At 58.6% G+C, this 24,177-nt stretch carries 28 protein-coding genes; 15 read left to right on the top strand and 13 right to left on the bottom strand.

Features of this window, described 5'->3' with window-relative positions:
• Position 1: 1 nt before the first annotated feature.
• Positions 2 to 934, bottom strand: coding sequence for an MBL fold metallo-hydrolase (locus tag ACOQOY_RS09000; RefSeq protein WP_420585103.1), 933 nt, complete (start codon positions 932 to 934; stop codon positions 2 to 4).
• 117 nt (positions 935 to 1,051) lie between these two features.
• On the opposite strand from ACOQOY_RS09000, the gene ACOQOY_RS08995 reads away from it, so the two are divergent.
• Complete coding sequence (locus ACOQOY_RS08995; RefSeq protein ID WP_420585102.1) at positions 1,052 to 1,486, top strand: DUF1801 domain-containing protein; 435 nt, start codon at positions 1,052 to 1,054, stop codon at positions 1,484 to 1,486.
• 117 nt (positions 1,487 to 1,603) lie between these two features.
• Positions 1,604 to 2,929: a glutamate--tRNA ligase gene (gltX, locus tag ACOQOY_RS08990; RefSeq protein ID WP_420585101.1), complete on the top strand. Its 1,326-nt coding sequence runs from the start codon at positions 1,604 to 1,606 to the stop codon at positions 2,927 to 2,929.
• Between the two features lie 70 nt (positions 2,930 to 2,999).
• Here gltX and ACOQOY_RS08985 read toward each other — a convergent pair whose 3' ends face one another.
• Positions 3,000 to 3,569, bottom strand: coding sequence for a gamma-glutamylcyclotransferase family protein (locus tag ACOQOY_RS08985; protein WP_420585100.1), 570 nt, complete (start codon positions 3,567 to 3,569; stop codon positions 3,000 to 3,002).
• 94 nt (positions 3,570 to 3,663) lie between these two features.
• On the opposite strand from ACOQOY_RS08985, the gene ACOQOY_RS08980 reads away from it, so the two are divergent.
• Positions 3,664 to 4,110: an RrF2 family transcriptional regulator gene (locus ACOQOY_RS08980; protein WP_420585099.1), complete on the top strand. Its 447-nt coding sequence runs from the start codon at positions 3,664 to 3,666 to the stop codon at positions 4,108 to 4,110.
• Here ACOQOY_RS08980 and ACOQOY_RS08975 read toward each other — a convergent pair.
• Both ACOQOY_RS08975 and ACOQOY_RS08970 read right to left on the bottom strand, forming a co-directional pair.
• Positions 4,107 to 6,635 carry an ABC transporter permease gene (locus tag ACOQOY_RS08975; protein ID WP_420585098.1) on the bottom strand — a complete coding sequence of 843 codons (2,529 nt, stop codon included), beginning with the start codon at positions 6,633 to 6,635 and terminating at the stop codon, positions 4,107 to 4,109. The genes ACOQOY_RS08980 and ACOQOY_RS08975 overlap by 4 nt on opposite strands.
• The gene (locus ACOQOY_RS08970) at positions 6,632 to 7,327 is read right to left on the bottom strand and encodes an ABC transporter ATP-binding protein (RefSeq protein ID WP_420585097.1); all 696 of its coding nucleotides are present in this window, start codon (positions 7,325 to 7,327) and stop codon (positions 6,632 to 6,634) included. Before ACOQOY_RS08970 ends, ACOQOY_RS08975 begins: the two co-directional genes overlap by 4 nt.
• A gap of 47 nt (positions 7,328 to 7,374) precedes the next feature.
• Here ACOQOY_RS08970 and ACOQOY_RS08965 point away from each other — a divergent pair, with 47 nt between their 5' ends.
• Positions 7,375 to 8,019 carry an arylesterase gene (locus ACOQOY_RS08965; RefSeq protein ID WP_420585096.1) on the top strand — a complete coding sequence of 215 codons (645 nt, stop codon included), beginning with the start codon at positions 7,375 to 7,377 and terminating at the stop codon, positions 8,017 to 8,019.
• Positions 8,020 to 8,022: 3 nt separating this feature from the next.
• A complete protein-coding gene (locus ACOQOY_RS08960) occupies positions 8,023 to 8,637 on the top strand; it encodes an SOS response-associated peptidase (protein ID WP_420585095.1) in 615 nt (204 codons plus the stop codon).
• Positions 8,638 to 8,645: 8 nt separating this feature from the next.
• On the opposite strand, the gene ACOQOY_RS08955 is transcribed toward ACOQOY_RS08960, so the two are convergent.
• From ACOQOY_RS08955 to ettA, 5 genes are all read right to left on the bottom strand, one after another.
• Positions 8,646 to 9,206, bottom strand: a complete 561-nt coding sequence (locus ACOQOY_RS08955; protein ID WP_420585094.1) for a L,D-transpeptidase — start codon at positions 9,204 to 9,206, stop codon at positions 8,646 to 8,648.
• Between the two features lie 191 nt (positions 9,207 to 9,397).
• Positions 9,398 to 9,604 carry a cold-shock protein gene (locus tag ACOQOY_RS08950; protein WP_170350547.1) on the bottom strand — a complete coding sequence of 69 codons (207 nt, stop codon included), beginning with the start codon at positions 9,602 to 9,604 and terminating at the stop codon, positions 9,398 to 9,400.
• Between the two features lie 193 nt (positions 9,605 to 9,797).
• Positions 9,798 to 10,190, bottom strand: a complete 393-nt coding sequence (locus ACOQOY_RS08945) for a hypothetical protein (RefSeq protein ID WP_420585093.1) — start codon at positions 10,188 to 10,190, stop codon at positions 9,798 to 9,800.
• Positions 10,187 to 10,669: a hypothetical protein gene (locus tag ACOQOY_RS08940; RefSeq protein WP_420585092.1), complete on the bottom strand. Its 483-nt coding sequence runs from the start codon at positions 10,667 to 10,669 to the stop codon at positions 10,187 to 10,189. Before ACOQOY_RS08940 ends, ACOQOY_RS08945 begins: the two co-directional genes overlap by 4 nt.
• A 94-nt stretch (positions 10,670 to 10,763) precedes the next feature.
• Positions 10,764 to 12,431, bottom strand: a complete 1,668-nt coding sequence (gene ettA, locus ACOQOY_RS08935) for an energy-dependent translational throttle protein EttA (protein WP_010442471.1) — start codon at positions 12,429 to 12,431, stop codon at positions 10,764 to 10,766.
• Positions 12,432 to 12,569: 138 nt separating this feature from the next.
• Here ettA and ACOQOY_RS08930 point away from each other — a divergent pair, with 138 nt between their 5' ends.
• From ACOQOY_RS08930 to dacB, 3 genes are all read left to right on the top strand, one after another.
• On the top strand, positions 12,570 to 13,040 hold the full coding sequence (locus ACOQOY_RS08930; RefSeq protein WP_420585091.1) for an MOSC domain-containing protein: 471 nt from the start codon (positions 12,570 to 12,572) through the stop codon (positions 13,038 to 13,040).
• A gap of 32 nt (positions 13,041 to 13,072) precedes the next feature.
• The gene (locus tag ACOQOY_RS08925) at positions 13,073 to 13,693 is read left to right on the top strand and encodes a nicotinate-nucleotide adenylyltransferase (RefSeq protein ID WP_420585090.1); all 621 of its coding nucleotides are present in this window, start codon (positions 13,073 to 13,075) and stop codon (positions 13,691 to 13,693) included.
• A gap of 66 nt (positions 13,694 to 13,759) precedes the next feature.
• Positions 13,760 to 15,238 carry a D-alanyl-D-alanine carboxypeptidase/D-alanyl-D-alanine endopeptidase gene (gene dacB / locus ACOQOY_RS08920; protein WP_420585089.1) on the top strand — a complete coding sequence of 493 codons (1,479 nt, stop codon included), beginning with the start codon at positions 13,760 to 13,762 and terminating at the stop codon, positions 15,236 to 15,238.
• Between the two features lie 2 nt (positions 15,239 to 15,240).
• Here dacB and ACOQOY_RS08915 read toward each other — a convergent pair whose 3' ends face one another.
• Positions 15,241 to 15,663 carry a tellurite resistance TerB family protein gene (locus ACOQOY_RS08915; RefSeq protein WP_420585088.1) on the bottom strand — a complete coding sequence of 141 codons (423 nt, stop codon included), beginning with the start codon at positions 15,661 to 15,663 and terminating at the stop codon, positions 15,241 to 15,243.
• An 83-nt stretch (positions 15,664 to 15,746) separates the two neighbouring features.
• Complete coding sequence (locus ACOQOY_RS08910) at positions 15,747 to 16,214, bottom strand: Lrp/AsnC family transcriptional regulator (protein ID WP_420585087.1); 468 nt, start codon at positions 16,212 to 16,214, stop codon at positions 15,747 to 15,749.
• A gap of 108 nt (positions 16,215 to 16,322) precedes the next feature.
• On the opposite strand from ACOQOY_RS08910, the gene phhA reads away from it, so the two are divergent.
• From phhA to ACOQOY_RS08885, 5 genes are all read left to right on the top strand, one after another.
• Positions 16,323 to 17,123, top strand: a complete 801-nt coding sequence (phhA, locus tag ACOQOY_RS08905) for a phenylalanine 4-monooxygenase (protein ID WP_420585086.1) — start codon at positions 16,323 to 16,325, stop codon at positions 17,121 to 17,123.
• Between the two features lie 7 nt (positions 17,124 to 17,130).
• Entirely contained in the window at positions 17,131 to 17,484 is a 354-nt protein-coding gene (locus tag ACOQOY_RS08900) for a 4a-hydroxytetrahydrobiopterin dehydratase (RefSeq protein ID WP_420585085.1), read from the top strand.
• A gap of 121 nt (positions 17,485 to 17,605) precedes the next feature.
• Positions 17,606 to 19,180 carry a lysine--tRNA ligase gene (locus ACOQOY_RS08895; protein ID WP_420585084.1) on the top strand — a complete coding sequence of 525 codons (1,575 nt, stop codon included), beginning with the start codon at positions 17,606 to 17,608 and terminating at the stop codon, positions 19,178 to 19,180.
• A 48-nt stretch (positions 19,181 to 19,228) separates the two neighbouring features.
• On the top strand, positions 19,229 to 19,630 hold the full coding sequence (locus ACOQOY_RS08890) for a DUF4864 domain-containing protein (protein ID WP_420585083.1): 402 nt from the start codon (positions 19,229 to 19,231) through the stop codon (positions 19,628 to 19,630).
• Positions 19,631 to 19,763: 133 nt separating this feature from the next.
• A complete protein-coding gene (locus tag ACOQOY_RS08885; RefSeq protein WP_420585082.1) occupies positions 19,764 to 22,052 on the top strand; it encodes a glycosyl hydrolase family 28-related protein in 2,289 nt (762 codons plus the stop codon).
• A 26-nt stretch (positions 22,053 to 22,078) separates the two neighbouring features.
• On the opposite strand, the gene ACOQOY_RS08880 is transcribed toward ACOQOY_RS08885, so the two are convergent.
• Positions 22,079 to 22,741 (bottom strand): hypothetical protein, encoded by a 663-nt coding sequence (locus tag ACOQOY_RS08880; RefSeq protein ID WP_420585081.1) that lies wholly within the window; start codon positions 22,739 to 22,741, stop codon positions 22,079 to 22,081.
• A gap of 146 nt (positions 22,742 to 22,887) precedes the next feature.
• Between ACOQOY_RS08880 and ACOQOY_RS08875 the strand changes: the two genes are divergently transcribed.
• Together ACOQOY_RS08875 and ACOQOY_RS08870 are read left to right on the top strand one after the other, a co-directional pair.
• Positions 22,888 to 23,214, top strand: coding sequence for an antibiotic biosynthesis monooxygenase family protein (locus tag ACOQOY_RS08875; protein ID WP_420585080.1), 327 nt, complete (start codon positions 22,888 to 22,890; stop codon positions 23,212 to 23,214).
• A gap of 63 nt (positions 23,215 to 23,277) precedes the next feature.
• On the top strand, positions 23,278 to 23,685 hold the full coding sequence (locus tag ACOQOY_RS08870) for a universal stress protein (protein ID WP_420585079.1): 408 nt from the start codon (positions 23,278 to 23,280) through the stop codon (positions 23,683 to 23,685).
• Here ACOQOY_RS08870 and ACOQOY_RS08865 read toward each other — a convergent pair whose 3' ends face one another.
• Positions 23,686 to 24,174, bottom strand: coding sequence for a HugZ family protein (locus ACOQOY_RS08865; RefSeq protein ID WP_420585078.1), 489 nt, complete (start codon positions 24,172 to 24,174; stop codon positions 23,686 to 23,688).
• Positions 24,175 to 24,177: the final 3 nt, after the last annotated feature.

Genomic DNA, 24,177 nt, shown 5'->3' with positions numbered 1-24,177 from the left:
CTTAACCCATCATCTGATAGCTGACCGGGACAAAGCGGAACCCGTCACCTCGGGTTTCCACAAAGCCCGCCGCCGGGAACGGCATGTGATACCCGATCATCGGGATCTTGTCGGCCGCCAGCATGCCCAGCACATTGCGCCGCGAAGCGGTGGCGGCGGCCTTGTCCATGTCAAACCGCACTTCCCATTCCGGGTGCGCAAAGGACCAGACATAGTGGTTGGCCAGGTCAGCTGTCAGCACCAGCCGCTGGCCGTTGCTTTCCAGATGATAAACTGTGTGGCCGGGCGTATGGCCATATGCCGCCACTGCGGTAATGCCTGAAGTGACTTCGCCGCCATCGCCGAGGAAAGACATCTTCTCGGCCAACGGAGTGACTTTCGCTGCAACCAGATCGCCCACTCGATTGCCTGCGTCCTGAGCGGCCCAGAAATCATATTCGGGCGACGCGGTCACATAGCGTGCGTTCGGAAAGGTCGGCGCATCGCCCGTGGTCATGCCGCCGATATGGTCGGGGTGCATATGGGTAATGACAACGACGTCAATCTGGTCCGGTGTGACACCTGCATCCGCCAGCGCGGCCTGAATGCCGCCTTGGCCGAGGCCCGTGTCAAACAGAACCAGCTCGGCCCCGGTATTGACCAGCGTTGGCGTGAAGAAGAACTGCGCGATGTCGGGCGAGATGAAATTGTCGGCTGATACCTTGGCGAATTCTTCGTCCGAGGCTCCGCCGCCGAAAATTTCCTGCGCGCCGTCACGGGGCAAACTGCCATCCAGCAGTGTTGTAACGGTGAAGTCGCCCAGCGTGAAAGATTTGGCGATGGTCGAGTTTGCCTTGGCCTCCGCTCCGGCGGCCAAAAGTGGGGTTGCGGCTGCTGCAAATGGCAAGGCAGCCGCGGAACCCAGTGCGGCGCGGCGTGTTAATTTGATGGTCATTTTGGTTCTCCCTGTCAAAACACCATGGGGTGCAGTTAGCTCGGCGTGTGTCTCTTGCCAGTTTATACCCTGTTGATATGGGCTGCGTGGATGAACATTACGTGTTAATTTTTGTTCATGGCGCGATCAGGAAACAAGACCGTCCCCACAGGCGAAAGCGTCGAGGCGTTTCTGTCTTCGGTACAACCATCCGCGAAGGCTGCGGATGCGCGGGCGCTGGATGCTCTTTTCCGCACAGTCACAGGGTTTGAACCGGCCATGTGGGGGCCGTCGATCGTGGGCTATGGCCGCTATCACTATCGCTATAAATCCGGGCGCGAGGGGGATTTTCTGGCTACAGGGTTTTCTCCGCGCAAAACGGCGTTGTCGATCTACATCATGCCGGGATATGCGGATTTTGGCGATATCCTGTCCCGGCTTGGTAAGCATAAAACGGGCAAGTCCTGCCTTTACGTGAACAAGCTGGCCGATATTGACCCCGAGGTCCTGTCTGAATTGATCCGTGCGGGGCTGGCTGATCTGGAAACGCACTGGCCGGTCCATCCTGGATGACCCCTTCAGTTTTGCAGAAATACTCTCGCTGACAGCACACGTCGCCCGGCGCGTTCCCTTCATCTGCTGGACAAAACGTCCTTCCTGTGACATGAGCCGCGCCAACAGGAGAACTCCATGACCACCACCCGTTTTGCCCCGTCGCCCACCGGTTACATCCATGTGGGCAACCTACGCACCGCCTTGATGAACTATCTGATCGCCCGCAAGGCTGGCGGTACGTTTATCCTGCGCATCGACGACACCGACCCGGAGCGGTCGAAAGAGGAATATGTCGACGCCATCAAGCAGGATCTGGACTGGCTGGGCCTGCATTGGGATCGGGTTGAACGTCAGTCAGAGCGGCTGGATCGCTATGCCGAGGCTGCCGACAAGCTGCGTGAGATGGGTCGGTTTTACGAGGCATTCGAGACACCGACTGAGCTGGACCTCAAGCGCAAGAAGCAACTGAACATGGGCAAGCCGCCGGTCTATGACCGCGCTGCGTTGAACCTGTCGGACGCCGAGAAAGAGGCTCTGCGCGCGGAACGTGGCAATGGCGTCTGGCGTTTTAAACTGGATCATGAGCGGATCGAGTGGACTGATGGCATTCTCGGTGACATCTCGATTGATGCAGCCTCGGTTTCTGACCCGGTGCTGATCCGCGGCGATGGTCAGGTGCTGTATACGATTGCGTCGGTGGTCGACGATACCGAGATGGGCGTGACCGACGTGGTGCGTGGCTCGGATCATGTGACCAACACCGCAACCCAGATTCAGATCATCGAGGCGCTGGGCGGCACTTGCCCCCGTTTTGCGCACCATTCCCTGCTGACCGGCCCACAGGGTGAGGCGCTGTCAAAGCGTCTGGGCACACTGGCCCTGCGCGATTTGCGCGAACAGGGCGTGCAGCCGATGGCCTTGTTGAGCCTGATGGCGCGTCTGGGCTCGTCTGATCCGGTCGAGTTGCGTTCGGACATGGCCGAGCTGATTGAGGGTTTCGACGTAAACCGCTTTGGTGCAGCGCCGACCAAATTCGATGTTCAGGACCTGTTCCCACTAACAGCAAAGCACCTGCAATCGCTGCCTCTGACCGATGTGGCTGATGCAGTCGCGGATGCTGGCGTACCGGCAGAACTGGCTGAGCCGTTCTGGGCGATGGCGCGTGAGAACATCACCACGCTGGCCGACCTCAAAGGCTGGTGGGAGCTGTGCCGCGATGGCGCTGAACCTCTGATCGCCGATGAAGATCGTGAGTTCATCGCCGAGGCCATTGCGTTGCTGCCGGAAGGTTCGTTTGATGGCGAGACCTGGGGTACTTGGACCAAGGCAGTAAAAGAGGCTACGGGCCGTAAAGGTAAGGGCCTGTTCATGCCGCTACGAAAGGCACTGACCGGCATGGAGCGGGGGCCAGAGATGGCGGCGCTCTTGCCTCTGCTTCAGGTGATCCGCGCGCGGGGGTAAGGGACCGCGCCTTCGGCGACCGTATTTGGGACGAGAAGAAGGGGTGGGCCTGTGCGCCTGCCCCTTTTCGTTACGCTGGCTGGACCAAGCGGGCTTTAAGTCTGGCTAGGCGGTCGTCGACGAAGGCAGTTTCGGACGGATTTAGCTGTTGATGGCGCGGGTAGCGGGGTTCAGCGCGGTCGTTCAGGATCGGGCTGTCCCACCCTTCGGTCGTGGCAAAGAATCGGTCCGCCCCGTCTTCTCCGAATGCGCGCAGATACCCCTGCACAACCACGTCGATATAGCTGAGCAGCAGCGGGTGGCGATTACTGGGTTCGGCGTGTCGGCCGGGTGGCACCGAGTAAACTGCGATTTCAACGTCGTGGGTCAGAGGGTGCGTGATTGCATCGGTCGCGGGAACCCGGTCATAAGCCCATTCCCGTTCATCCAGTGCTGCCCAGTCATTTTTAGGGACATGGGCAATCATTCCTTCGATCTCGCAATCCGGGTCCGGCACGGCGGTCAGGAAGGCCACGGGGCGCAGGTCTGTATGCCGCCATGCGCGCCGCCACCCTTTCAGTTTCGCAGGATGTGGATCGGGGAAATCATGCGTCGAAAGGTTCACAAGGCTGCCGTAGCCAAAGAAATAGGGGTCAGCCATGGGGTGCATGTCCTTTTTAAGCGATTGATGTATGTCAAACCGCTTTTTTGCCGGACATGCAATAAGGTCGCATCTTGATTTCTGGGAGGCCACCATGCGGATTACCAAACGGACAAATATTGCCGTACGCCTGTTGATGTATTGTGCCGCGCATCAGGATCGGCTTGTGACAAAGGCCGAGATCGCCGAGGTCTGCAACATCTCTGAGAACCATCTGGCGCAGGTGATCAATCAGCTAAGTCAGCTGAATTACCTGAGCACTCAGCGTGGCCGCAACGGCGGCATGTCGCTGGCGCATCCCGCCGATCAAATCCGTATTGGGTCGGTTTTTCGCCATGTCGAGGGCAACTTGCCGATCGCCGAGTGTTTTGCTGATGCTGACAACACCTGCCCGCTGACCGACGCTTGCCGCTTGCGTGTAGCGCTGCAAGACGCGGCCGAGGTGTTTTATGCCTCGCTGGACGAGATCACGCTGGATGCGCTTGTCTGTGACAACGATCATTTGCTTCAAATCCTGCAACCGGTGGCTTGCGTCCGCTAGTCAGCGGCGCGCAGGATGCGGGCCGGGCGGACGGCCAGTGGGCGCAAGGCAAAGATGAGGCCCGCGCCCAGGGTCACAAGGATTCCTGCCAATACGATGCCCAGGGCCGAGCCCCAAATGACCGAGAATCCGGTGTCGAAGATATAGGTGGCCACGGCCCAGCCGCCCAGAATTCCAACCAGTAAGGCCACGCAGCCTGCCGCCGCGCCCAGCAAGACTGAGCGCAGAGCAAAGCTGATCAGGATACGGCGCCGGTCTGCGCCCAGCGTCTTCAGGATGGCAGACTCGTAACGCCGTGCGGATTCGCCTGCTGCCGCCGCTCCGATCAGAACCAGAAAACCGGTGAGCAGTGAGATACCCGCGCCATATGAGGTGGCCGCCGCTAGGCCAGCCAGCAGGCCCGACACGCGGTCGATCGCATCGCGCACACGGATCGCGGTGATGTTCGGGAATTGCCCGGCCAGATCGCGCAGGATGGCGGCTTCGGCTTGTTCTTCGGCATAGACGGTGGCGATGAAACTGTGCGGCGCTCCGGCCAGGGCGGACGGGTTCATTGACATAATGAAGCCCATGCCAGCGGTTGAGAAATCGACCTCGCGCAGGGATGTGATCTGAGCCGTGATATCGCGGCCCAAAATGTTCACTGTCAGCTCATCGCCAAGGGACAGACCCATTTCCTCGGCCTCTTCTGCGGCGAAGCTGACTTGTGGGGTGCCAGAATAATCCTCGTCCCACCATTCGCCTGCGGTGACACGGGCGTTTTCCGGCGGGTTGACGGAATAGGTTACGCCCCGGTCGCCTTCCAGAACCCAATGATCCCCCGCAACATCGCGCGCAGGCTGGCCGTTGATCTGCGTTATGATCCCGCGCAGCATTGGGGCGCTTTCGATGCGGCTGACGGCGGGGTCGGTTTCGAGCCGGTCTGTAAAGCCGGGCATTTGGTCCTTTTGGATGTCGACGAAGAAATACGACGGGGCCACGTCCGGCAGATTGCCTGAGATCGCGTTGCGCAGGGTGCCGTCGATTTGCCCGACAGCGGCCAGAACGGACAGGCCCAATCCCAGAGACAGCACCACCGAAGCCGCCCCTTCGCGCGGGTCCGAGATGGCCGACAAAGCCCAACGCAGCGCCGGGCGACCACGCGCTGACTTCGCGCTGACACGGGCCAGTTTCCGGATTCCAAAGGCGGAGAGAGACAGGAGAAACAACGCGCCAACCAGCCCGCCACTTGTCCATAGTGTCAGGCGGGTTGAGCCACTGAACCATGCGGCCGACGCGATCAGCAACGCCAGACCGATGGCCGTAGCCGCCACAAACACTGGGCGTGGAATGGCCTTTGCCGAAGACAACGCATCGCGAAACAGTGTTGCAGCCCTGACTTCCTCGGTTCGGGCAAGGGGCCAGAGCGTGAAGAGGAACGCGGTCAGAACTCCGTACAGCGCTGCTTCGGCCAAGGGGCGGGGATATAGGGCGAATTCTGTCGGGACGGGCAGGCGTGCTTCGATCAGCGGGGCCAGCAGTAACGGGAGTACGCCACCCAGAATGATGCCTAGAACGATCCCAATGCCAGATAGCACTCCGATCTGGATCATATAGGTTTGGAAGACGGTTGCCCGATCTGCGCCTAACGTGCGCAGGGTGGCGATGGTTTCCGTTTTTTGCGCCAGGTAAGCGCGCACCGCAGCGGACACGCCAATGCCGCCAACTGCAAGACCGGACAGCCCGACCAGAACCAGAAAGGCGCTGAGACGGGCGACGAATTCGGCGATCCCCGGCGCGCCATTGCGGGCATCGGTCCAGCGCATTCCAGTGCCGTCAAAGTTTTGCCGAGCAGTTGCGGACACGGACACAATGTCGGTGTCCGGCGGCAGGTCCAGCCGGTATTTTGTGGAAAACAACGTCCCTGGCGCCAATAGACCCGAGGCCTGTAAATCCTCCGTACGAACCAGTGTACGCGGCCCCAACCCGAATCCATCAGCCGCCCCATCCGGTTCGACAATCAAGGCGGCAGTCAGTGTAAAGTCCTGCGTGCCGAGGGCGAAGCGGTCCCCGATAGACAGGCCCAGCCGATCTATCAGAACGGGGTCCATGACCGCCCCGGGCAGGCCATCCGCCCCGTTCAGGGCAGTGGCGAGAGGTTGGTCTGGCTCCAGCACTGGTGTACCCAGCAACGGATAGGCCGCGTCCACCGATTTCACCTGCGTCAGCGCGCGTTCGGTTCCCTCGCCTTGCCGAACCACTGCCATCGAACGGAAATCGACCACCTCAGAGACATCCGTGGCGGTTTGCTGCATCCAGACACGCTCGTCTTCGGTTGCGAAGCGATAGGTGAACTCCAACTGCGCATCACCGCCCAGCAGCGCGGCACCTTCATTTGTCAAACCAGTCTGAATGGCCGACCTTACCGATCCGACAGCGGCAATGGCGGCAACGCCCAAAGCCAGGCAGGCTATAAACACACGAAAGCCGTGCACGCCGCCGCGTAGTTCACGTCGCGCCAGTCGAGCGGCCAGTCGCAGACTCATTCCGCCGCCTCTTGCTGTGCGTCTTCAGCGATTGTGCCGTCGCGCAGCCGCACAACCCGGTCGCATTTTCGGGCAAGGCTGTGGCTGTGCGTGACCAGTACCAGCGTCGCGCCGTGGCGGTCGCGCAGACCGAACAGCAGATCTACGATGGCCGCGCCATTTGCCTCATCCAGATTGCCAGTGGGCTCATCAGCCAACAGGATTTGAGGTCGCGGGGCAGAAGCGCGGGCCAGCGCCACCCGTTGCTGTTCACCGCCAGACAACTGTGCTGGATAATGATCGCGGCGATGCGACAGACCCACTGCATCCAGTTCCGCCTCGGCCCTGTCAAACGCATCTCGGTGCCCGGCCAATTCCAGCGGCGTAGCGACGTTCTCCAACGCGGTCATGGTTGGGATCAGGTGAAAGTTCTGGAACACCACTCCCATCGCATCGCGCCGGAACCGGGCCAGCGCGTCCTCGTCCATATCCGTCAGATTCTGACCCAAAGCGGTGATCTGACCTGCCGTTGCCTGCTCTAACCCGCCCATCAGCATCAGCAGCGAGGACTTGCCGGACCCGGACGGCCCGACCAGCCCCAGCGTTTCGCCTTGGGTCACAGTTAGAGAGATGTCATGCAGGATATTGACCCGCCCGGCATTGCCATCCAGCGACAAAGCGGCATTTTGGAGCGAAAGTACGGGTGTCGTCATAAGTCTGTCCAGGCGAGGGCGATCATTTGGGATATGGAGCGGATCTGATGTTACGCAAGGCTTTGATGTCGGCGCTGTTTGTCTGCTGCGGCTTTACCGCCACAGCCGAACAGGTGGTGATCGCAGCGCTCGGGGATTCTTTGACGCAAGGCTACGGGCTGCCGGAGCAGGACGGGTTTGTCCCTCAGCTGGATCGGTGGTTGCAGGCACAGGGCGCGGATGTACGCCTTATCAATGCCGGTGTGTCGGGGGACACGACAGCTGGCGGTGCCGCGCGGGTGGATTGGACGCTGACGCCGGATGTGGACGGAATGATTGTGGCCCTTGGAGGCAACGACCTGCTACGCGGCATCGACCCGGCCGTGTCGCGTACCAACCTTGAGACGATTGTCCGGGCGGCGGATACCGCGGGGGTCGATGTCCTGCTGGTCGGAATGCAGGCTCCGGGAAACTATGGGGCCGATTACAAAGTGGCCTTCGATGCCATCTATCCTGAATTAGCGCGGCAGTATGAGACTCTGTATGCGCCCAGCTTTTTTGAGGGCCTGTCGGCAAATGGCGATCCGAATGCGGTCGGGGCGTTCATGCAACCGGATGGAATTCACCCCAACGCCAAAGGCGTCGCCTTGATTGTCGAGGCTTTGGGGCCAAAGGTGTTGGAACTGGTCAATGAGGTTACAAAACAGGAGTAACACATGCCGGGGCGGTTCTTTCTGACGCGACCAATCTCTGAAATCGCTGCGTTGCTGGGTGTTTCAGGGGACGTACCCGATCAACCGGCCCGTCGGAATATACAGCCGGGGCAAGAGATGCTGGTGCTGAACCAGACAAGGCTGGTGCCAATGCGCTGGGGAATGATCCCGGTCGGTCGGGTCAACGCGCGTGGTCGTCCGGTGATGGAGACCATCTTTAACGCCCGCTCCGAGACTGTCTTTGACAAAACCGCGTTTGAGGGCGTCGGCCGCGCGGTTGTTCCAGTGGATGGATGGTACGAATGGACCGGAGAAAAGCGCCGCAAGACCGCGTGGCGTATCTCATCTGCTGACGGCGCGCCGCTCTACTTTGCTGCGATCACGGACATATGGCAGGCACCCGGCGGATTGCAGGTGGATCAGTTTGCCGCCGTGACATGCGAGCCAAATGGCGATGTGAAACCCATCCATCACAGGATGGGCGTTCTGTTGAAAGCGTCAGACATAGTCACCTGGCTGACCGGATCGGAGAAACAAGCGCAAGAACTAACGCGGCCATGGCCCGACGGATTGCTGCATATCCAAGAGGCGAAAGACGTGGATTGGTCGGCGCCTTGATCCGCCGATCAAACCACTGTCACAACCGTTCCGATTGGCACCCGTTGGTACAGGTCGATCACATGCTCATTCAGCATCCGGATACAGCCGTTTGACGCCGCCCGCCCGATGGTTTGCGGCTGGGTGGTGCCGTGGATGCGAAAATAGGTATCGACGCCGTTCTGGAACAGATACAGCGCCCGTGCGCCCAGCGGGTTGTCACCTCCACCGGGCTGGACATAGTCGTTGTCCTTGAACCGGGCATAGGTGACGGGTTCGCGTTCGATCATCTCATCAGTCGGTCGCCAGGTGGGCCACTCTTTCTTGACGTCGATCGTAGCGGTGCCGGTGAACTCAAGCCCGGCCTTGCCGACCCCGCAACCATAGCGGATCGCCTTGCGCGGCTCGGTCACGTAGTAGAGGTAAAAGGACCGGGGGACGACCAGCAACTGACCCGGCTGGAACTCTTTCTTGATTCGCACGAATTGCGGTGTGGGATCGTATTCGACAGCTTTCTTCTTGGCGATCGCAACACCCGGCACAAGGCTGGCGGCGGCGGTCGCTGTCAGGAAAGTACGGCGCGTGAACATGGCAGCTCTCTTCAAAACAACAGAATAATCTTGACCCTAATGTCGGAATGATAGCCGATACGGTCAATCACTGGGGAAGAGTAACGCAACTGTGATGTAATCGTCCGGCCACACCTGCGTGTCGGCAAAATGCGCGCAGTGGTGGTGCCGGGAAAGATAAGGGCCGGGGAATGCCCGGCCCTTTCAACGGCTTATGCCAGTTGAATGTCGTCCGCGCTTTCGCGGCCGTCACGACCCGAGCGCAGCTCGTATGTGACTTTCTGGTTGTCGGCCAGACCGGTCAGGCCCGAGCGCTCGACAGCCGAGATGTGAACGAAGATGTCTTTGCCGCCATCTTCGGGTGCAATAAAGCCGTAGCCTTTGGTGGTGTTGAACCATTTTACGGTGCCTGCGGGCATATCCGTTGTCTCCTAATTGGTGCTGCCCACGTAGATGCGGCAGCCTGGCGTCGTCGGTCTGGATCGAGTGACTGAGCGCCGTAGAAGGAGACAGTAGGTCGAAATAGAAAAACGTTAGCCCTTTGGATATGGCATTGGGGTGGGGTTGTGGCAAGCACCTAACGCCTAAAATGCCCGAACAAGTCGGTTTTTGCTATATTGGCTTAGCTAGATCACCAACCTCGGCTTTCAAAGGCATCCAGTCCTCTCTTGGGTTTTCTTCAACCTCCTCCACGCTGGCACCGAGTACTGCGATGCCCCCAGTTCTCCGTGTTATCACTTTGCGCCCAGGCGAGTTTTCACGTTGATCGCTTGAGATTGTGGATATCCGCTCCTGTAAATGCGTAACACGAGCTTTCCCCACTACGGTTTCCAGAACTCCAAGGTCTTCGCCTGTTTTGGGGTCGATAACATTTTCTCCAACGCGAAAAACGAGGAAGCGATCACCGCTGGAAACTCCAGCGGCTTCGCCAGAGTTAATCACAAGTGTGTACTCATCTATGACTTGCACGACTCTTGGTAAACCTTCGTATTTGTTGTCGTTCATCGGTATAGCCCTGGTTTTACTAGGATATCGTCCTTTGAAGCCTTTAGAGCTGCAAGATAATCAGGATGATCACTGTCAATCGCAGCTGTTTTCAATTGAACGAGTTCATTAGATTGTATGTTTATGACCTCGGCTCCGCATATTAGCTTTTCGAAGTCATCTTCTATCAAATAGATCGCGGTTCCGACGCCAATACCAAGCCACGGACTTTTCTCAACGATAAGTATTCCGTCGTCTCTTACAACACGGACTTTAGGCGAAGCGAGGTAGTCCTCAGGTTGCCAGCTAACTATGAGCCATCCAACTAAAAGTAGTAAGAACCAATACGCACCATGGGTCAGCAACAGCTTGCTGTTGCTATCTACCCATGTTTGACCTTTGCTGATTTGCACAACCACAAAAACGACAGCAAGAAATCCGCCTATACTGCCTATAGCTTTTGTGTAACTCAGAAAGTCTTTTTTGAAAATTTCCGACACGGTATGTCTACAATACAAATTAACGCATCGCGCCAGTAGCGCGATGCTCTTTCCCCGAGAGTACAATCGTAAGCATAAAGCTCAAGAGCTTTTTTTAACGCGCAAACTTCTTATGCTTTAACCGCTTTGGCTCCAGTGCATCTGGACCCAAGCGGCGCTTTTTGTCCTCTTCGTAATCCTCGAAGTTGCCCTCGAACCACTCCACATGAGCATCCCCCTCGAACGCCAGAATATGCGTGCAAATCCGGTCAAGGAAGAAGCGGTCGTGTGAGATGACCACGGCGCAGCCGGCAAAATCGACCAGGGCGTCTTCCAGCGCGCGCAGGGTTTCGACGTCGAGATCGTTGGTCGGTTCGTCGAGCAGCAACACGTTGCCGCCCTCTTTCAACAGGCGGGCCATGTGGACGCGGTTGCGTTCACCGCCGGATAGCAGCGAGACCTTTTTCTGCTGGTCGCCGCCCTTGAAGTTGAAGGACGAGCAATAGGCGCGGGAATTGACCTGCGCATCGCCCAGCTGAATGATCTCGGCGCCCCCGGTGATCGCCTCCCACACGGTGTCGTTGTCTTTCAGGTCGTCGCGGGACTGGTCGACATAGGACAGCTCGACCGTGTCGCCCAGCGTGATGGTGCCGCTATCGGGCTGTTCCTGACCGGTGAGCATTTTGAACAGCGTCGATTTACCCGCACCGTTGGGGCCGATAACGCCGACGATGCCGCCGGGGGGCAGCGCAAAGTCCAGCCCTTCGATCAGTTGCTTATCGCCCATGTGTTTCGACAGGCCCTCGACCTCGATCACTTTGCCACCAAGGCGCTGGCCGTTGGGGATGACGATCTGCGCGCGGGTCAGTTTTTCGCGTTCGGACTGTTCGGCCAGTTCGTTATAGGCGTTGATCCGGGCCTTGGATTTGGCCTGACGGGCCTTCTGACCCTGACGCATCCATTCCAGTTCGCGTTGCAGGGTCTTCTGCTTGGACTTGTCCTCGCGGGCTTCCTGCTCCAGCCGTTTGGCCTTTTGTTCCAGCCATGCGGAATAGTTGCCCTCGTACGGAATGCCGCGGCCACGGTCGAGTTCCAGAATCCAGCCAGTGATGTCATCCAGAAAGTAACGGTCGTGGGTGACGATCAGGATGGTGCCCTTGTAGTCGATCAGGTGCTGTTGCAGCCAGGCGATGGTCTCGGCGTCCAGGTGGTTGGTCGGTTCGTCGAGCAGCAGCATGTCGGGCGCTTCGAGCAGCAGCTTACAGAGCGCCACGCGGCGTTTCTCACCGCCCGAAAGGTTGGCGATGTTGGCATCATCCGGCGGGCAGCGCAGCGCCTCCATCGAGACGTCGATCTGGCTGTCGAGATCCCAGAGGTTTTCCGCGTCGATCGCGTCCTGCAGGGTGGTCATCTCCTCCATCAGCTCGTCCGAATAATTCTCGGCGATCTCCATGGCGATTTCGTTGAAGCGGTCGACCTTGGCCTTTTTCGCGGCCACGCCCAGCATCACGTTTTCGCGGACGGTCAGCGATTCATCCAACTGCGGCTCCTGAGGCAGATAGCCGACCTTGGCGCCCTCAGCTGCCCATGCCTCACCAGTGAAGTCGGTATCGAGGCCGGCCATGATTTTCATCAGCGTCGATTTACCCGCGCCGTTGACGCCGACAACACCGATTTTAACACCGGGCAGAAAGCTCAGGTGAATGTTTTCAAAGCATTTCTTGCCACCGGGATAGGTCTTGGAGACACCCTGCATGTGGTAGACATATTGATAGGCGGCCATGTCGCGTCCTCTGGGTCGGGGAAATTGGGTTGAAACGCTGGATATCCGAGCCGGGCGGGCGGGGCAAGCTGGTGGTTTTGTGAATTTAACGCGGGTTCGTTTTTGGTAAGATTGGCGCAATTGAATGCGGGGGGCAGATTGGCAGAACTGGCAGAGTTGATAGCGGGCTGGGCGCGCCCCGGTCGGGTGGAATGGATTGGGCTTCGGCCAGAGCGGCGGGCGCAGATGCTCATTTCGGAAGCGGCCGAAGTAACGCTTGACGGACTCGAAGGTGATCGCAGCCGTGCTGGTAAGCGGGCGGTGACTCTGATCCAGCAGGAGCATCTGGCGGCGATTGGTTCCTATCTCGGACAGGGGCCGATCGCGCCGGATATCCTGCGGCGCAATCTGGTGGTTTCGGGGATCAACCTGGCGGCGCTCAAGGGGCGTGAGGTGCAGGTGGGCGAAGCCATTCTGCGCTTTACCGTGATCTGCGCGCCATGCAGCCGGATGGAGGAGGCGCTGGGCAAAGGTGGCTATTCTGCCGTGCGCGGGCATGGGGGCTGGTGTGCCGAAGTCATCAAGCCGGGGCGCGTAAGGCTGGGCGATCTAGTGCAACCTGTTGATTGACAACGCCCCCCAGTTCTGAACATCAGCGGGGAATGGAGCGATACGACATTCCATACGCGTGCCCCGGACAGGTCATCGGGCTGTTCGGCGGGTCTTTTGATCCGCCGCACCAAGGACATGTGCATGTCACGCTTGAGGCGATGAAGGCGTTTGGGCTGGACCGGGTGTGGTGGCTGGTCTCTCCGGGCAACCCGTTGAAAGAGCGCGGCCCTGCGCCATTGCAGCGGCGGCTCGAGGCGGCGCAGGATGTTATGCAGCACCCACGCGTTGAGGTCACCGACATAGAGGCACTGACCGGAACACGGGCGACGGCGGATACTCTGGCGGCGTTGCGGCGATTGTACCCGCAGGTTCGGTTCGTCTGGCTGATGGGGGCCGACAATCTGGCGCAGTTTCATCGCTGGACGGACTGGCGGTTGATCATGGACAGTGTGCCGGTGGGCGTGGTGGCGCGACCTGGGGATCGGATCTCGGCCCGGATGTCGCCTGCCGCGCGGCTCTATGCCAGGTACCGTATCGACGGGCAGGCACGGCATTTACTTGGGCGGGCGCAGGCTCCGGCGTGGTGTTTTGTCAATGTGCCGATGGTCGATGTCAGTTCAACTGAACTTCGCAATCGCGGCATCTGGTCGAATGGGGTGTTGCCGGAATAGCCCCCCTGCGCGCATAATCCCCGCCAGTGGTTGTTTGCTTGTGATCTCTGGGATTTTAATTGACCCATGGTTGATCGTATTTCGCGTCGTTTGTTTCTTGCAGGTCTGGGGGCCTCAATTGCGTCGGGCTCGGCCTGGGCAGGTGCTCCTGTGCAATCGCTGCGGCCGCAGCTTCGAGGCGCACAGCCCAGCGGGGCCGAGCGCCTTATTCAGGCAGCTCGTTTGCAGGGCGATGTCGTCTTTGCCGTAGCTGACGTGGAAACCGGCGCGCAGCTTGAGGAATTTGGCGGCGATCAGGGTTTGCCCCCCGCAAGCGTCGCCAAAGCTCTGACAGCGCTTTATGCCTTGGATGTTCTGGGAGCCGACTACCGGTTCGAGACCGCTTTGATCGCGGATGGCCCGATTGAAAACGGTGTGCTGAAGGGCGATTTGATCCTTGTCGGCGGCGGCGACCCACTGCTGGATACCGATGATCTGGCTTCGATGGCGGCCAACCTGCGTGAGGCCGGGATCACCGAAGTGCGCGGAGCCTTTAAGGTTTATGACGGGGCGTTGCCCTATGTATTCAGCATCGACCCCGGACAGCCGGATCACCTGGGCTACAGCCCGGCTGTCAGTGGTATTTCGCTCAATTTCAACCGTGTGCATTTCGAGTGGAAGCGCGCCGGGTCCAGCTACAATGTGACCATGGATGCGCGTACCGCCAAGTATCGGCCGTCGGTCGACATGGCATCCATGCGGGTCGAAAAGCGCAACTTACCGATCTACACCTATCAGCCGAGCGCACGACAGGATCGCTGGACGGTGGCCCGTGGCGCTCTGGGCGATGGTGGCGCAAGGTGGCTGCCGGTGCGCAAGCCTGCGCTTTACGCGGGCGATGTGTTTCGGACTTTGGCCCGGTCCAACGGTATCGTGCTGGGCCGTGTACAAATTACGCGGGAAGTGCCGCAAGGTACCGTTTTGGTGGTGCATCAGAGCGACCCGTTGGAAAGCATTCTGCGCGGTATGCTGAAGTATTCGACCAATGTGACGGCAGAGATGGTCGGCATGGCGGCGTCTAAGGCGCGCAGGGCCGATATTCAGAGCCTTGCTGAGTCCGCTGCAGAGATGAACCGTTGGGCGAGCGAGACCTATGGCGTGACCGGGATCGCGATGGTGGACCACTCGGGGCTTGGGGACGCGTCGCGGGTGGCACCAGAAGACCTTGTGACCGCGTTGGTGGCGGCGCGGAAGGATGGGGCACTGCGGCCATTGCTTAAGAAATTTACGCTGGTGGACAGTCAGGGTCGACCGGTCAAGGACCATCCGATCAGAGTGGATGCCAAGACCGGAACTCTGAATTTCGTATCGGGTCTGGGCGGGTTCATCACCGCGCCAGACGGATCAGAACTGGCCTTCGCCATCTTTACAGCTGATGTCGATCACCGGGCCACCATTCCACGGGCGCTGCGCGAACGTCCGGACGGCGCGCGCAGTTGGAACCGCCGGTCCCGAAAGCTGCAACGCGCCCTAATCGAGCGCTGGGGCACACTGCAAGGCAGTTAGACTCAGGTTGTGTGGCGTGCCCGTGCGCCGCGTTCGATGGCCGCTGCGTGCAGGCGGTCGATATTCAGCTCATAGCGGATTTCTTCCAGCAGGCGTAGCTCGGTTTCTGCAAGCGACCCGTCCGCTGCGGCCACATCACAGGCCAAAGCATAGGCGGTCTCGTTCAGACGTTCGGGCAGGTTGTCCCGGATCAGGCCGAACAGGGCGTCCAGACCGTCTTCTTGCTCGAACAGGTCAAATACGATTTGCGACACGCGACGGGTGCGGTCCGCATCGTATTCGGCAAAGACCGGCAGCATGTTGACCGCGCCTTCGATCTTGACCAGTTCAGCCGTGCGGATGGTTTCATCCGAGGCAGAGATCGCAACCATGATCGCAACAAGGCAATCCTGTGGGGACATTGGGTGGGGTACTTGTTCGGTCATGGTGTCGTCCTGATTGGGCTTTTCTGCGCTGGCACGATAGGGGTGGCGGCGGGCAGGTTCAACGGATTTTGCCGCGCGTTTGGTCACAGAATGGGCAGTGGCCCGCGCGTTTTCGTCTGACGCAGCACGAAATTGCTGCGCGTATCGCGGACCAGGCCAGATTTCAGCAACCGTTGCATAATGAAATGCTCAAGGTCCTCGGGCGTTTTGGCATAGACCTTTAAGATGAAGTCGTGATCCCCGGTGATCGAGGCGCATTCGACGATTTGCGGCTCGGTCTCAATAAGGCGGAGAAAGGACGTGATGCTCTCTTCCTGATGGTCCCTTAAGGCGACATGAACATAGGCGATGGCATCAAGCCCGACAGATTTGGCCCTTACTTGCGCGATATAACCGGAGATAACGCCGGAGGCCTCAAGATCGCGGACCCGACGCCAGCATTGCGAGGCCGACAGGCCGGTGCGGTCGGCCAGATCCTGCATCGACAATCGGCCCTCGGTCTGGAGTTCTTGTAAGATGGCGATGTCGGCTGGTTGAAGTGTTTGCTTCATCAGATTGCTTTTCGCGGCATGTTTGATCCAAAATTACCGGAACTTTCTGCAAAATCAAACCAAATTCACCGGATTGCTTGGTTATATTTGCCTTTAGGAGGAAACGTGATGCCAAAGTCGACCAAATACGTTGCCAAGATCGCCGATGAACGCGGCCATATTGTCTATACGGCAGAAGAAGACGCTGTCTGGGCCGATCTCTATGCCGCGCAGCAAGGCAACGTGCAGCGCTATATGGCACGCGACTATCTGGCGGGCCTGGAACGTTTGGACTTGCCGAAGACGCGCGTTCCCTCTTGCGCGGACATTTCTGAACGCCTGTTGGACATGACCGGCTGGCGCGTTCAACCGGTTCCGGCACTGATCGGGTTCAAGACCTTCTTTGGAATGCTGGCTGACCGGGTGTTCCCAGCTGCATCTTTCATTCGGTCGCGCGAGGATTTCGACTATATCGAAGAACCGGACATCTTTCATGAAATCTTTGGCCATACGCCTCTGCTGAGCGACCCGCGCTTTGCCGCTTTCAGCCATGCCATTGGTAAGGCGGGGGTCAAGGCTGGCGACAAGGATTATTCCTGGCTGATCCGGCTATACTGGTTCTCGATTGAGTTCGGCCTGCGCCGTCAGAACGGTGAAATCAAAGCGCTGGGGTCGGGGCTTGCGTCCTCGCCGACTGAATTGGTTTACGCGGTTGAAAGCGACGTTCCTGACCGCGACCCGTTTGATATCATGACGATCCTGCGCACGCCCTATCGGATCGACATGCACCAGATGGGGTATTTCGTGCTAAACTCGCCAGAGGAGCTGTTTGCAGCGGCCGACCGCGACTTGCTGGCCGATGTGCGTCAGGCGCAGTCCCTTGGATTGCTGCCAAACAAGTTCCCGGAAAAAGCAACCGCAGCGGAGTGACCAGACCATGACCCTTACAGGAGAAACGTGCAGCCTTTCGGATCGAACCTGCGTGCCATGCTCTGGCGGTGTGCCTGCTTTGACCCGCGATGAGGCCAATACCCATATGGCCGAGCTTGCGGCTGACTGGAAACTGGATGCGGATGCGAAGGTTCTAAGCCGGCACTACAAGTTCAAAGGCTTCGCCAAGGCGACTTATCTGGCCAACCTGTGCGCGTGGTTGGCGGATCAGCAGGGGCATCACCCCGATGTCTCCTTTGGCTGGGGCTATGTTGACGTCAAACTGACCACCCATGAAATCGGTGGCCTTAGTGAGAATGATTTCATTTGGGCCGCGAAACTTGACCAGTTGACCGCGTAAATCGGCCTTCCAATCAGGAAAAACCTCGCAGTTTATTGACTCATGCTGCACCGGCACAATAGGAGAGGCCGGTCGGTTGCATAGGGCGACCGGCGCTGTTTTTCCCGATGGAGCAAATCTGATGTCTGAACTGCGTGAAACCGCGATGTCGTCCAAGGCCTGGCCTTTCGAAGAGGCGCGCCGGGTACTCAAACGCTATCAGAAAGCAGCTCCGGCAAAGGGATACGTGCTGTTTCAGACGGGCTATGGACCCTCGGGTCTGCCGCATATCGGCACGTTTGGTGAGGTCGCGCGGACGTCGATGGTACGCCATGCGTTCGAGCAGATCAGCGACATTCCGACCAAGCTGATCTGTTTCTCAGACGATATGGACGGGTTCCGCAAGGTGCCGACCAATGTGCCGATGCAGGAAGAGTTGAAAAAAGACCTGCATCTGCCACTGACCAAAGTGCGCGATCCATTTGGCACGCATGAGGGATTTGCACAGCACAACAATGCGATGCTGTGTGATTTTCTGGACAGTTTCGGTTTCGAGTACGAATTCGCTTCGGCCACCGACTATTACACCAGCGGCAAGTTTGATGAGGCGCTGCTGACCGCGTTGGAACGGTTCGACAAGATTCAGGAGATCATGCTGCCGACGCTTGGGCCGGAACGGCGTGAGACTTATTCGTGTTTCCTGCCGATCAGTCCGAAAACCGGCCACGTGCTGCAAGTTCCGACGCTGGAACGCAACGTGGCCAAAGGCACCATCGTTTATCAGGAACCGGATGGCGAGAAGGTCGAAATCCCGGTCACTGGCGGAAACGTCAAGATGCAGTGGAAGCCGGATTGGGCCATGCGCTGGGCAGCGCTGGGCGTGGATTACGAGATGTCGGGCAAAGACCTGATCGACTCGGTCACGCAGTCGTCGAAAATCTGCCGGGCGCTGGGCAAACAGCCGCCCGAAGCGCTGAGCTATGAACTGTTCAATGATGAGCAGGGGCAGAAGATTTCCAAATCGAAAGGCAATGGCCTGTCGATGGAAGAATGGCTGACCTACGCCGCGCCGGAAAGCCTGTCGTACTTCATGTACCAGAAGCCCAAGACAGCCAAGCGCCTGTATTTCGACGTGATCCCGAAAGCGGTGGATGAGTATCACCAGCAATTGCGCGCTTATCCGGGGCAGGAACTGAAAGCCCAGCTGAACAACCCCGTCTGGCATATCCACGGCGGAGAGGTTCCGGAATCAACGCTGATGGTACCCTTTGCGATGTTGTTGAACCTCGCATCGGTTTCCGGTGCCGAGGACAAAGAGGCGCTGTGGGGCTTCATTCGTCGCTATGCGCCCGAGGCGACGGCGGACACGCATCCCGATTTGGATCAGGCCGCCGGGTTTGCCGTGCGTTACTTCAACGATTTCGTCAAACCGACCCGCCAGCACCGTGCCCCGACCGATCAGGAGCGCGAAGCGTTGGAGGCCCTGAAATCCGCCTTGGAGGCTTATGACGGCCCCATCGAAGACGAGGCGCTGCAATCGGTGGTCTATTCCATCGGGCGCGAGCGGTTCGACCCGATGCGCGGCTGGTTCACAGCACTATATGAGGTGCTGTTGGGTGCATCCCAAGGACCACGCTTTGGCGGTTTCATCGCGCTCTATGGCGTGCCGGAAACGATTGCTTTGATCGACAAGGCGCTGGCCGGAGAGCTGGCCTGATTTGACCTGATACTGCATGGGGCTACCCTTTCACCAGGAGGTGGCCCCATGCGTCGAATATTGCTCGCTGTATCCCTGAGCGCCTGTCTGGCCTCGGGCGCGTTTGCCCAGAGTGATGAGATCGAGGCGAACATCGCGGCGCAGATACAAGCGTTCAAGTCTGATGACTTTGACACGGCCTTCACCTTCGCCAGTCCAAATATCCAACGCTTGTTCCAGACGCCCGACAACTTTGGGGTCATGGTGAAACGCGGCTATCCAATGGTCTGGCGGCCGGCCGAGGTTCGGTTTCTGGAACTGCGCGAAGTGGCCGGAGCGCTCTGGCAGAAGGTCATGATCACGGATGGCGAGGGTCGGGTTCACATTCTGGATTACCAAATGATCCGGCAAGAGAATGACTGGAAGATCAACGGAGTACAGCTGCTGGGCGACGCAGACCCGGCGGCCTGACGCAACACCACCGTCACGGTGACATGAGCGGCGGTTAATCCCTCTTCGATACTTAGGCTTTTGCGTTTGGGGCGGTGGCCCTGAGCATTGGCTTTACGCGCGCCTGTGCCGCGCGACTGGGAAAGGGATTTCTATGAACAAGGCAATCACCGACGGCATCGTGTTCATGCCGCCTGCTTTCGCAAATGGTCTGAATGTGTGGTCCAGCGGCGACGGGACACCGGGCTCGCCAACCTATGCGGGGTCCGGAACGGGCGCATTTGTTCCGGCGGACGCGGATTTCGGCGGCTGTCTTGAGATACTGAAAGTCAGCGCGACCCAGCGGTTGCGCCACATGGGGCAGACGCCTCTGTTGCCGGGCTGCTACCTGCAAATCAAGGCGCGTGTCAAAGCCATCAGCGGCCCGCTGCCCGAGGTGCGCATCGCCGGTTGGGCAGGCGGTGCCGGAGACGTGCAGGTCACTGGCGTGATCGACCAAGGCCCGGCAACACAGCTGTCGGGCTATGGCCGTGTGCATGAGATTTCGGCCATTGTCGGTACCGGCCAGCGCCCCGGTGTGGATATGCCCTGGGGTGTACAGGCGCTGTACGGGCATTTCGGTCTGGATATCGACGGCGCAAACGGGGCCGTGATCCGGGTTGACGATATCGAGATCACCGATGTCACCGGGGTGTTCCTGCGTGATTTGATCAGCCTTGTCGACGTGCGCGATTTCGGAGCTGTCGGGGATGGTGTGGCTGACGACTCGGCCGCGTTTGAGGCGGCGGATCAGGCCGCAAACGGACGCCGGGTTTTTGTGCCTGAAGGGACTTATCTTCTGGCCGAAAACACCTCGATGGCGTCCGAAATGGATTTTGAGGGCACTGTCACGATGCCCGACGACAAGATGCTGTTGCTGACCAAGAGCTTTGACCTGCCGACTTACATCGACGCTTTTGGCGATGAGACGCTGGCGTTCAAAAAGGCGTTTCAGGCACTGTTGAACAACGCGGACCATGAATCTCTGGATATGGGCGGACGCAAGATTTCGGTCAGCGCACCCATCGACATGGCCGCCGCCGTTCCCAATCGGCAAAGCGGGTTTTCGACCCGCCGGGTGATCCGCAATGGTCAATTCGACGTTCAGAGCAGCCCGGACTGGGATACCGAGGTTTTCACTTCGGTTGCGACCTACAATCCTTCTAACCCGACGCGTCTGAGCAATGTGGCCAATGTGGCCAATATTCCCGTTGGTTCCTTCGTGCAGGGCGCTGGCGTCGGACGCGAGATCTATGTGCGTTCCAAAAATGTCGGCGCAGGCGAGATCACCCTGAATGCACCGATCTTTGACGCCGCAGGGACGCAAAACTTCACGTTCAGTTCGTTCAAATACCTTCTGGATTTCAGCGGCTTCAGCACGCTTCGGAAATTCGGGATGGAAGAGATCGAATTCCAGTGCAACGGGCGCAGCAGTGCGGTTCGACTGGCGCCGGCGGGCAGCACTTTCGCCATCACGAACTGCTTTATCAGCCGCCCGAAAGACCGTGGTATCACCTCGATCGGAACCGGGTGCCAGGGCATGCTGATCGACAATTGTCAGTTCCTGTCGAGCGAGGAGTCCTTCAACGTTTCGGATCGCAAATCCGTGGGGGTGAACGCCACGGCGAATGACGTCAAATTGCGCCATAACCGGGCAGTACGGTTCCTGCATTTCGCGGTTCTGGGTGGGACCAATAACCTGATCCTCGGCAACCACTTCTTTCAGGGCGACAGCGTCCCCCAAGGCCCGCGTACCGCAGGGCTGGTCATGATCGGGACCTATAACAGCTCTACCGTTTCAGAGAACTACATCGACAATTGCTTTGTTCAATGGACCAACGAGCGGGATGCGAATCCTGTTTATACCGCCGGGTTCTCGTTCAGTTCGATGACGATTTCAGACAATATTTTCTATTCCAGCGAAGTCCCCTCATGGTTCAGCTGTATCGTTATCCGTCCGCACGGGGGTGGGCATTTCCTGAATGGCGTGACGATAACTGGCAACAAGTTCCGGTCGATCAACGGCAATATCAACCGGGCGGAACGGGTGGATACTTCTTTTGCCAACCTCAACAACACTGCGCATCGCAACGTGATGTTCGAGAATAACACGTTTCACGGGATCACCACGCCTGTCGCCAACCCGTTGCGGCTGCGGCATGTGCAGCAGTCCAACGCTCAGGCCTGGTCCATCGCGTCGTCTGGGCGCTTGCCCTTTGGCGGTCGGGCGCGAAGTTGCGATGCCGTAACCGCGCAGGCGCCGATACGGACGGTTTTTGGCAGCATCATTTATGCCGCGCCTTATGTGCAGCTGAACCAAGGGTTCAACGGTGACAACATCAATCTGCGCTGGCCCGAAGCTGTGAGGGGAGAGGTGTCGGCAACCATTCGAATGGAATACTGATCACGCAGGCGCCTGACGCGCCGATTTCAGAACTCATTCCAGATTGCGATTCTGATGCCCGTTTTACTGCGGGCATTGGTGCGTTCGGGACCAAGAACCCACTTGGTTTTGCCTTTATTTGTGCGGATCATGACCGAGGGCCGTACCCTCCAGTAAAATGACGTGTCTGGGGTGTAGCTGGTTTCGATTTGCAACAATGGGTTCAGCAACCGATCCGCAGACAGGCCGGTCGTGAAATCCAGTTTCCGATAAACTGCCTCATGTGTGCGGAATTCCAACGCGGCGTCGACCGCCAGCCAGCCGTTGCCCCACCCCGTCTGAAACCCTTTGCCATAAGACAGGCCAGTTTTGTACACGGCCCAGGCGCTGCGCTGCCTGTGATGCACTCCGGCCCCGAATTCGGCTGCAAATCGCCCCCACTTACCAAGATCAGCCACCTGAATCCGACCAAACACAAGGGCATGACCGTAAAGGTCCCTGTTGGACTCGAAATCCAGCCCGATGGTCAGGTTTTGGCGGAACCCGACTTCCGCGTAGAGCGATGATTTATAATCATAACCACCATACTGATCCCGGAATGCCGTCACCGACGCTGCCGTAAACGAAGATCCCTTTTCCCGCAGCCAAGCACCGGACCAAGCCGGGGAGGCGGCAAGCAAAGCCAAGAACAGAAAAACAGCCCGGTACATGCGCGCAGCATCTGCCAGCATGGTTAACGGTTGGTTAGTGATATCTTCATTTTTGGGAAACCATTGAAAGTGGCTGTATCCGCAAAGGAAACACAAGACCTTTTCTGTTCCTGTGGTAGGCTTGCAGAAGTTAAGGGAGAATACAGATGCCGAAGATATCCAAGAACGCAAGCGTCCAGACCGTCATTACAACGTTTGAAATGACGCCGGGCACCTGCCACGACCTGTTGGAGGCGCTGACCGATGCTTATGCCGAATTTATTTCGAAACAACCGGGCTTTGTGTCCGCCGGGCTGCATGTGAACGACGCACAGACGCGGATCGCCAACTATTCTCAATGGCAGCGCCGCGAGGATTTTCTGGCCATGCTGCGCACCCCGGAAATGCGCGACCGGAACCGCAAGATCAATGAACTGTGCAAAAGCTTTGAGCCGGTTATGTACGACGTCGCCGAAACCTTTGGCAGTTCGTGATCTGGATCAAAGCCTTACGCTGAATCATGGCGCAGGATGACCTCAGGAAAGAGGAGGTGCGCCATGTATCACAACATTCTTGTTCCTATTTCATTCGACGCTGAAAGGGATATTTCTGGCCCGCTGAAACTGGCCGGAATATTGGCGACACCAGACGCCAAGGTGACATTGCTGCATGTGGTCGAACATATCCCGAACTATGCGATTTCCTACATGCCACCCGAATACCTGACCGAAGCCCGCAAGGCCATTCAGCGCGAGCTGGACGATCTGGCCGAAAAGCTACCCAACGCAGTCGGCGTGGTCGTCGAAGGCCATTCCGGGCGCACTATTCTGGACTGGGCGGAAGCCCATAGCCCGGACCTGATTATTCTGGCATCACACCGTCCCGGTATGCAGGATCTCTTGCTGGGTTCTACAGCCAATCATGTCGTGCGCCACGCCGCCTGCGCCGTTCACGTCGTGCGCTGATCAAACACTCAGGTCAGTCGGGTTCAGGCGCCATGCTTTGCCGAAGCCACCGTTCAGCAACGCGTCTGTCGGCTCAAAGCGGACAAAGCGGAAATCGGCGAAATCCGCATATAGCTTGGCCTTGGGACGCGCCGCCAGATACCGCGTGCGCAGCTCTTCATGCTCGGTGCTTGTGCGCTGAACAAAAACGGCTGTGGCATGCAGGGTCAGTCGTGGATGGGTCAGTGGATCGCCAGTTTTCTGCGGCTCACCGATCAGTAGCGCGCAAGTCGGAATGGTGGTCAGGGCCTGTGTGTGATCCGACAGGGTTGAGATCAAGGACATAAGCCTGCCGACCCCATCCGTGGCCAGCGCGATACGGGAAACTGAGGGCATCGCGCTACCGGGACGCAAGGTTGCCAGCGCGCCATAGGTTGCCTGCCCTATCAAATCATGTGCCAGAGTGCGGGCGGTCTTGTCGGCGGTGCGGTGTGGGTCGGTATCTGCCATCTG

Origin of the sequence: Ruegeria sp. (genome assembly GCF_965221235.1) — a bacterium.
Taxonomy (GTDB): Bacteria; Pseudomonadota; Alphaproteobacteria; order Rhodobacterales; family Rhodobacteraceae; genus Ruegeria.
The sequence above is the reverse complement of the archived record's forward strand: the minus strand, read 5'-3'. Positions and strand labels throughout refer to the sequence as shown.